Source organism: Kribbella sp. (assembly GCF_035687465.1).
Taxonomy (GTDB): Bacteria; Actinomycetota; Actinomycetes; order Propionibacteriales; family Kribbellaceae; genus Kribbella.
In genome coordinates, this window is record NZ_DASRXP010000009.1 from 1 (window position 1) to 6,592 (window position 6,592).

The following is a 6,592-nucleotide window of genomic DNA, read 5'->3' on the forward strand; positions in this document are numbered from 1 at the left end:
ACGACGTCATCAATGTGGCAGGACACCGGCTGTCGACCGGCAGCATGGAGGCGGTTCTCGCTGCCCACCCGGCGGTCGCGGAGTGCGCGGTGATCGGCGTACGCGACGCGCTCAAGGGACAACTACCGCGCGGCTTCGTCGTCCTGAAGGCCGGCGCCGACATCGCCGAGGAGGTACTCCGGGAGGAACTGGTCGCCGCTGTTCGTCGGGATATCGGCCCGGTCGCCGCGTTCCGGGAGGTCTCGGTCGTCGAGGCACTGCCCAAGACCCGCTCCGGCAAGATCCTCCGCAAGACCATGCGAGGAATCGCCGACGGCCGCGACGAACCCGTTCCCTCCACCATCGAGGACGCCGCAGTCCTGGAAACCCTCCGCCCGATCCTCCGCCACGAAGCCTGATCAGCGGGGCGCGAGAAGCGGCCGTTCCGCGGCGGGAGCACCGCCGGACCGATCGATGGCGCGCAACTCGTCGAGGCTGTCGGCGAGGGTGCGGCCTGCCAATGCGCCGAGGACGGCTGCCTCGGTCTCGTTGGTGAGCCTGACGAAGTACTCAGCGGAGTGGTTGGTGACCAGGCACTCCCGGGGTCCCTCCGCCCGCGGGGCCCACAGCGGCTTGTCACCGATGGATGAGCGGTAGATCTCTCCCAGAGTGATCTGGTTCGCGGGCCGGCCGAGGCGGACACCCCCACTGCGCCCCTTGATGGACGCGACGAGCGCGTCCTGCACCAGCGGGACCATCAACTTGCGCACCAGGCTCGGGTTCGTGTTCAGACTCCTGGCGAGCTGGGTCGAGGTGAGGACGGGACTGCCCTGTTCCTCGGCATGGCCCAGCAGGAGCATGGCCTTCAGCGCACTGGAGAACCTCACGTCCAGCATGCTCGTACCTCTTTCCTCCGCCGCTCGGTCCGGACGCACCCATATTAGCAACTCTTACAGTTGCATTTCTGCTGGGGGATATGTATTTTTCACACATGCAGATTACGAGGAGCGTTGAGAGCGAGATCAGGGAGATCGTTTCCCGCTACACCCGGGCTGCGGACCAGCGCGACGGCGAGGCGCTGGCACAGCTCTACGAGGCCGATGCGGTCGTCGAGGTCCACTACCACCGCGGGCCCGATGGGATGGAGTTGCTGGGAACCCTCTCCGGGGGAGCGCAGATCGCAGAGTCCATGTCCACGGCCATGGCGCCGCACCCGTCGCTGGGCTGGAGTCACCACACCACGTACGACCACCTGGTCTCCATCGACGGCGACGAGGCCGGCATCGAAACCCAGTTCATCACCTTCGACGTCGTCGGAACTCCGAAGCCCGAGGGCGGGTGGCCGACCGGCACCTTCGGCGCCCAGGGCGCCATCAAGCCGATCGAGTCCGGGTACTACCGCTTCACCTTCCGCCGAACCGACGGCGTCTGGCGCATCCGTCACCAGGACGTCATCCACGACATCCCCTACGTCTTCTGATCAACCCGGCAACCGGTGACGTGCGCGTTAGGCTCGACCCATGCGAGTCGTGATAGCGGGTGGACACGGTCAGATCGCGTTGCGATTGACGAGGATCCTGGCGAACGCCGGGCACGAGGTGGTCGGGCTGGCGCGTAATCCAGCGCATGAGGCCGACATCACGGCGGCGGGCGGCGAGATCGCAGTACTGGACCTCGAGCAGGCTGATGTTGCTGCAGTGGTCGACGTACTGGCGAACGCCGACGTCGCGATCTTCTCCGCGGGTGCGGGCCCCGGCAGTGGCAACGATCGCAAGGACACGGTCGACCGCGGTGCGGCGGCGTTGTTCGCCGAGGCCTCGGAGCGGGCCGGAGTACGGCGGCACATCCAGGTCGGATCGATGGGCGCCGACCGCGTCGACGAGCTGGACCCGAACGACAGCTTCACGATCTACCTGCGCGCGAAGAAGGCGGCCGAGGACGATCTGCGCAGCCGTGACCTGGACTGGACCGTACTGCGGCCCGGTGCGCTCACCAACGATCCCGGCACGGGCCAGGTGCTGCTCACGGACAAGACCGGCCGGGGGAGCATCCCGCGCGACGACGTCGCCGCAGTACTGGCTGGCCTCTGCGAGACGCCGGCCGCGATCGGCCGGACCCTGGAACTGATCGCCGGCGACAGCTCGGTGGACGGGGCGCTGAAAGCTCTTTAACGTTTGCTACCGGCAACAGATTGGGACAGACATGGGCGACGACACGCTCCGGCAAGTGCAGTTCGAGCGCACCGAGAACAGCAAGTACCTGGTCCGCAACGTGCGCGGAGGCACGTTGTCGGTGGGGTCCAACAACGAGGGCACCGACACCGACTTCACCCCGGTCGAACTGCTCCTCGCAGCGATCGGGACCTGCTCGGCGATCGACATCGACATCGTGACGAGCCGCCGCGCCGAGCCGACCGAGTTCCGCGCGGAGGTGCGCGGCGACAAGGTCCGCGACGCCGAGGAGGGCAACCGCCTGGTGAACCTCGCCGTAGAGTTCACCATCACCTTCCCCGAAGGCGAGGCAGGCGACAAAGCCCGCGAAACCCTGCCCCGCGCCCTCAAAATGTCCCACGACCGCCTCTGCACCGTCAGCCGCACAGTAGAACTAGGCACCCCCATCACCACCACCGCCAACGAAGCACTATGAAGTTCCTGCTGATGATCTGCGCAGATGTCGGCCTGGTGCCGGACGACGCGTTCCAGCAGGGCTGTGAAGGTTGGACCGAGGAGATGGAGGCCCGCGGCGTGCTCCTGGCAGGCGGCGCCGGTCTCCGCTCACCCGCCGAAGCCCGCACCGTCCGCGTTCGCGCAGACGAGGTCTCCATCACCGACGGCCCGTTCGCGGAAACCAAAGAACTCATCGGCGGCCTGACGCTGATCGAGTGCGCTGACATCGACGAAGCGGTCAAGATCGCCGCCCAGCACCCGTCAGCCCGCTACGGCGCCATCGAGGTCCGTCCCATCTACGACCCCTCCGACCCCAACCCACCCTGGTAACTCTCACCCGGGGCTGTCGAGGCGTGCGTTCAACTCGCCCATAGTGTCGGTGAACGCGGTCTCGAGGTCGACGTCGTACGCATCAGCCAACACCATCACCGACCACAAACAGTCGGCAAGCTCATGCGCCAACGCCTCGTCCAAGCAATCTCGCGGGCGAATGCCTTCCTTGCCCTGAACAAGCTTCGCGAGATCTCCGACGTCACCGAGGAACCCGAGCATGAGCTCCTCGCGACTCCAACTGCGCCCGTACCTCCGGACCTCCTCAGCCGCATACTTCCGCCGCACCTCACGCGCCAACTCCGCCATCTCCCCAAACTCCATCCCGCGAAGCTAGTGCACTGACGGTGGCCCCTGGGGGCCGCGGTACGGCTGGGCTTGGCTGTAGACGAGGTTGGTGGTGGTGCTGCCGAACTCGGTGAGTTCGTTGACGAGTTGCTCCAGATGCGCCATCGACCCGGCGGCCACCTTCAGCGTGTAGCAGTCGTCGCCGGTGGTGCGCAGGCACTCGAGGATCTCGAAGCGCTCGGTGAGCAACTTCCGCAGCGGTTCGTGCTTGTTCCCCGGATACTTCAGCCGTACTACGGCCAGTACGGCGAACCCGACCTTCGCCAGGTCCACGTCAGCGCGATACCCGCTGATGATCCCGGCCGACTCCAGTCGCTTCACCCGCTCGGTGGTCGCCGACGCACTGAGGTTCACCCGCCGGCCGAGCTCGGTCAACGGCATCCGGCCGTCGCGCTGCACCTCGACCAGGATCGCCCAGTCAGTCGGATCGAGAGTCTCGGTCATCCCGTCAAGATACCGGCAGATCCACGGCCGAGCACCCAGTACGCCGGGAAGAATCTCTTCCAGGCGGCACATCCGCCTGGATAGCCTGGGCGGGTGTTTCTAGCAGTGAACGTCCCCAACTTCGGGCCGGGCACCAACCCGGGCAGGCTTCGCGACTGGGCGCGCACGGTTGAGGGTCTCGGCTACGACCTGCTGATGGTGTCCGACCACCTCGCGATCACCCCTGACGTAGCGCGGCAGTATCCAGCACCCTTCTACGAGCCGTTCACCTCGCTCAGTTGGCTGGCCGGCATCACCAGCACGATCCGCCTCGGAACCACGGTCCTCATCGCGCCGTACCGGCATCCGCTGCTGGTCGCCCGGATGGCTGCGAACCTCAACGAGTTGAGCGGCGGACGGTTCGTGCTCGGTGTCGGCGTGGGATGGGCGCGGCAGGAGTTCGAGGCGCTCGGGGTCGACTTCAAGAGCCGCGGCCGCCTCACCGACGAGATGCTGACCGAGATCCGTGCAGCCTGGAAGGACGACGCCGACTACCGCAGCGGCGACATCCCGATCTGGGTCGGCGGCCGCAGCGAGGCCGGGATGCGTCGGGCGGTCCGACTCGGCGACGCCTGGCACCCGCTCCGGGAACGGCTCGACTGGTTGCGTGAAGCAACATCCAGGCTGCGGGACATCGCCGAGGAGGATGGGCGGCCCGTGCCCGCGTTCGCACCGCGGATCCTGCTGCGACTCATGAACGAGCCGCTTCCGGACGACGAACGGGTCGCGGGCGAAGGCTCGATCGACCAGGTGCTCAGCGATCTCGAGGAACTCCGCCGGCTCGGCGCTGAGACCGTAGTACTGGATCCTTTCGTCGGGGACCCGGCGGAGACCGAGCATCCTGAGGTTGCCTGGCAGGCACTGGCCACCGTGATCGCCAACAAGTGAATGGAGTAGCTGTGACCCCCGAAGCAGAAGCCTTCCTGCGCCGAGCGATCGAGCTCGCCGCCGAGGCACGCAAGTCCGGGAACCCGCCGTTCGGCTCGTTGCTGGTCGGACCGGACGGCGCGGTGATCGCGGAGGAACGCAACAGCAGCATCACCGACAGCGACATCAGCGCACACCCCGAGCTCAAGCTCGCCAAGTGGGCCGCGCGGACGTTGGACGCGGGGACCGCCGCCGGCACGACGATGTACACGAGCTGCCAACCGTGTGGGATGTGCGCGGGCGCGATCGAGCGATCAGGGCTCAGCCGGGTCGTCTACGCGCTGTCCGGCGACCAACTCAACACCCTCAAACCGTCAGGCGGTTTCGCGCCTGTGCCCACGGAGGGCCCCGCCCTGTTCGACGAGGCCCGTGTTCCCGTGGACGGCTACTACACCTGAGGTCAGTTAGGGACGAGGCAGAGCGTGTACTTCGACGAGCCGCGCTCCTCCGAGTAGGCCACGGCGTAGTCGGGATACTGCGCCGCGCAGTCGTCGGCGTTCGCGCTGCCGTCGATCTTGCCGATGATCTTGTACTCCGCGTCGCTGGAACCGCAGTCGACCACCGACACGTCCGGCGAGCCCGCCGTGCCCTTGTTCTGGACGCAGTCCCCAGCACTGGCGTTGGACGTCGACTGCGAAGCGCCGTACACGATCAACGCGATCAGAGCGAACGGGATCAGCAGCATGACGATCGCCGGGCGCTTGAACAGCGGCTTGCCGACATTCATCGGCTGCCCGGGCGCACCCGGCACCGGCTCCGGCAGCTTGCCGAACTTCGCGCGCGTCGGCAGGTTCACCAGCATGGTGATCGGGTTGATGATGAACGACGCGAAGCCCCACCAGCCCTGCCACAGGCTCTTCGTGGTCATGTCGCGGTAGGTCGCGATCCCGCAACTGCGGCAGAACGGGCCTTCCAGCTTCAGGAACCGCATCATGATCAACAGCCCCTGGTGCCCACGGACCGTGGCCTGGACCGCCGGCACCGAACCACAGAACCTGCAGATGGAGTTGTCAAAAGCGGGCGGCATGAACTGCGGCTGCCCTTGGACCCCCTGCTGCCCAAGCGGCGCCTGCCCGAACGGCTGCTGCCCGAACTGCGGCGGCGCGGGCTGGCCGATCTGCCCACCCGCAGGCTGCACGGGCGGCGGCTGGTTGTACTGCGGGAACTGCTGCTGCGGCGGACCGTAGCCGGGGCCAGGCTGCCCGGGGTAGGGGTTCTGCGGCGGCTGAGGCGGGGTAGTGGTCACGAAGACTTCCTGTTACTAGCAGTGAGGACAAACCGAACACCGCACCCTACTCACCCCACCAGTTCACTCACCCCACCCAAACCCCCCAGTTATCAGATCTCTTACAGTCCCCGTGGTCGCGGCGGGATTCAGGTGGCGTAGCGGGTGGTGAGTTCGGCGCCGAGGCGGGCTAGTTCGGCCTGAACGGACGGGGGATCGAGGACGTCGATGAGGCCGCCCCAGCCGGCTAGGTGCTGGGCGATCATCAGGGGAGTGGGGGCGGTGATCCGGAACTGGATCCGGCCGTCGTCGACAGGGCCGTCGACCTCGCAGTGCCGGCCGAGCTGGTCCTGCATCACCCGGAGGTAGCGCTCCTCGATCAACACGGTCGCCGACATCCCCGAACGCCGCTGCTCCATCTCGTCGACCACCCGCGCCCACTCCTGCGAGAGGTCGAAGTCCTTCGGCCTCTCAGCCGCCAGGTCGGTCGTCTCCGCCGCGGCGATCCGATCCACCCGGAAGGTGCGCTGACCCTTCTCCGTCCCGGCGATCAGGTACCAGACGTCGTCCTTGTCGACCAGTCCGAGCGGGTCGATCAGCCGCTCCGAACCACGTCCACGGCTCGAGTAGGTCA

12 protein-coding genes are annotated in these 6,592 nt (G+C 67.0%); 7 read left to right on the forward strand and 5 right to left on the reverse strand.

Features of this window, described 5'->3' with window-relative positions; genetic code table 11:
* A partial coding sequence (locus VFG33_RS00310) for an AMP-binding enzyme (protein ID WP_414672908.1) occupies positions 1 to 398 on the forward strand: 398 nt, incomplete at its 5' end.
* On the opposite strand, the gene VFG33_RS00315 is transcribed toward VFG33_RS00310, so the two are convergent.
* A complete protein-coding gene (locus tag VFG33_RS00315; protein WP_325021064.1) occupies positions 399 to 875 on the reverse strand; it encodes an RrF2 family transcriptional regulator in 477 nt (158 codons plus the stop codon). It abuts the gene before it with no gap.
* 95 nt (positions 876 to 970) lie between these two features.
* On the opposite strand from VFG33_RS00315, the gene VFG33_RS00320 reads away from it, so the two are divergent.
* The 4 genes from VFG33_RS00320 to VFG33_RS00335 are packed head-to-tail and all read left to right on the forward strand — an operon-like array spanning position 971 to position 2,975.
* Positions 971 to 1,459, forward strand: a complete 489-nt coding sequence (locus VFG33_RS00320) for a nuclear transport factor 2 family protein (RefSeq protein WP_325021066.1) — start codon at positions 971 to 973, stop codon at positions 1,457 to 1,459.
* A gap of 40 nt (positions 1,460 to 1,499) precedes the next feature.
* Positions 1,500 to 2,150: an SDR family oxidoreductase gene (locus VFG33_RS00325; protein ID WP_325021068.1), complete on the forward strand. Its 651-nt coding sequence runs from the start codon at positions 1,500 to 1,502 to the stop codon at positions 2,148 to 2,150.
* Between the two features lie 55 nt (positions 2,151 to 2,205).
* Positions 2,206 to 2,625 (forward strand): OsmC family protein, encoded by a 420-nt coding sequence (locus VFG33_RS00330; protein WP_325021070.1) that lies wholly within the window; start codon positions 2,206 to 2,208, stop codon positions 2,623 to 2,625.
* Positions 2,622 to 2,975, forward strand: coding sequence for a YciI family protein (locus VFG33_RS00335; RefSeq protein ID WP_325021072.1), 354 nt, complete (start codon positions 2,622 to 2,624; stop codon positions 2,973 to 2,975). The genes VFG33_RS00330 and VFG33_RS00335 overlap by 4 nt, the downstream gene beginning before the upstream one ends.
* 3 nt (positions 2,976 to 2,978) lie before the next feature.
* Here the strand turns inward: VFG33_RS00335 and VFG33_RS00340 are convergent, their stop codons facing one another.
* Together VFG33_RS00340 and VFG33_RS00345 are read right to left on the reverse strand one after the other, a co-directional pair.
* The gene (locus tag VFG33_RS00340) at positions 2,979 to 3,299 is read right to left on the reverse strand and encodes a MazG nucleotide pyrophosphohydrolase domain-containing protein (protein WP_325021074.1); all 321 of its coding nucleotides are present in this window, start codon (positions 3,297 to 3,299) and stop codon (positions 2,979 to 2,981) included.
* A 9-nt stretch (positions 3,300 to 3,308) separates the two neighbouring features.
* Positions 3,309 to 3,767 carry an Lrp/AsnC family transcriptional regulator gene (locus VFG33_RS00345; protein ID WP_325021076.1) on the reverse strand — a complete coding sequence of 153 codons (459 nt, stop codon included), beginning with the start codon at positions 3,765 to 3,767 and terminating at the stop codon, positions 3,309 to 3,311.
* A 93-nt stretch (positions 3,768 to 3,860) separates the two neighbouring features.
* Here VFG33_RS00345 and VFG33_RS00350 point away from each other — a divergent pair, with 93 nt between their 5' ends.
* Together VFG33_RS00350 and VFG33_RS00355 are read left to right on the forward strand one after the other, a co-directional pair.
* A complete protein-coding gene (locus tag VFG33_RS00350; RefSeq protein WP_325021078.1) occupies positions 3,861 to 4,694 on the forward strand; it encodes an LLM class flavin-dependent oxidoreductase in 834 nt (277 codons plus the stop codon).
* An 11-nt stretch (positions 4,695 to 4,705) separates the two neighbouring features.
* Positions 4,706 to 5,131 (forward strand): nucleoside deaminase, encoded by a 426-nt coding sequence (locus tag VFG33_RS00355; protein WP_325021080.1) that lies wholly within the window; start codon positions 4,706 to 4,708, stop codon positions 5,129 to 5,131.
* 2 nt (positions 5,132 to 5,133) lie between these two features.
* Here the strand turns inward: VFG33_RS00355 and VFG33_RS00360 are convergent, their stop codons facing one another.
* Both VFG33_RS00360 and VFG33_RS00365 read right to left on the reverse strand, forming a co-directional pair.
* Positions 5,134 to 5,979, reverse strand: a complete 846-nt coding sequence (locus VFG33_RS00360; protein ID WP_325021082.1) for an LppU/SCO3897 family protein — start codon at positions 5,977 to 5,979, stop codon at positions 5,134 to 5,136.
* Positions 5,980 to 6,107: 128 nt separating this feature from the next.
* Positions 6,108 to 6,592: helix-turn-helix transcriptional regulator (locus tag VFG33_RS00365; RefSeq protein WP_325021083.1), on the reverse strand; the 485-nt coding region annotated here is incomplete at its 5' end.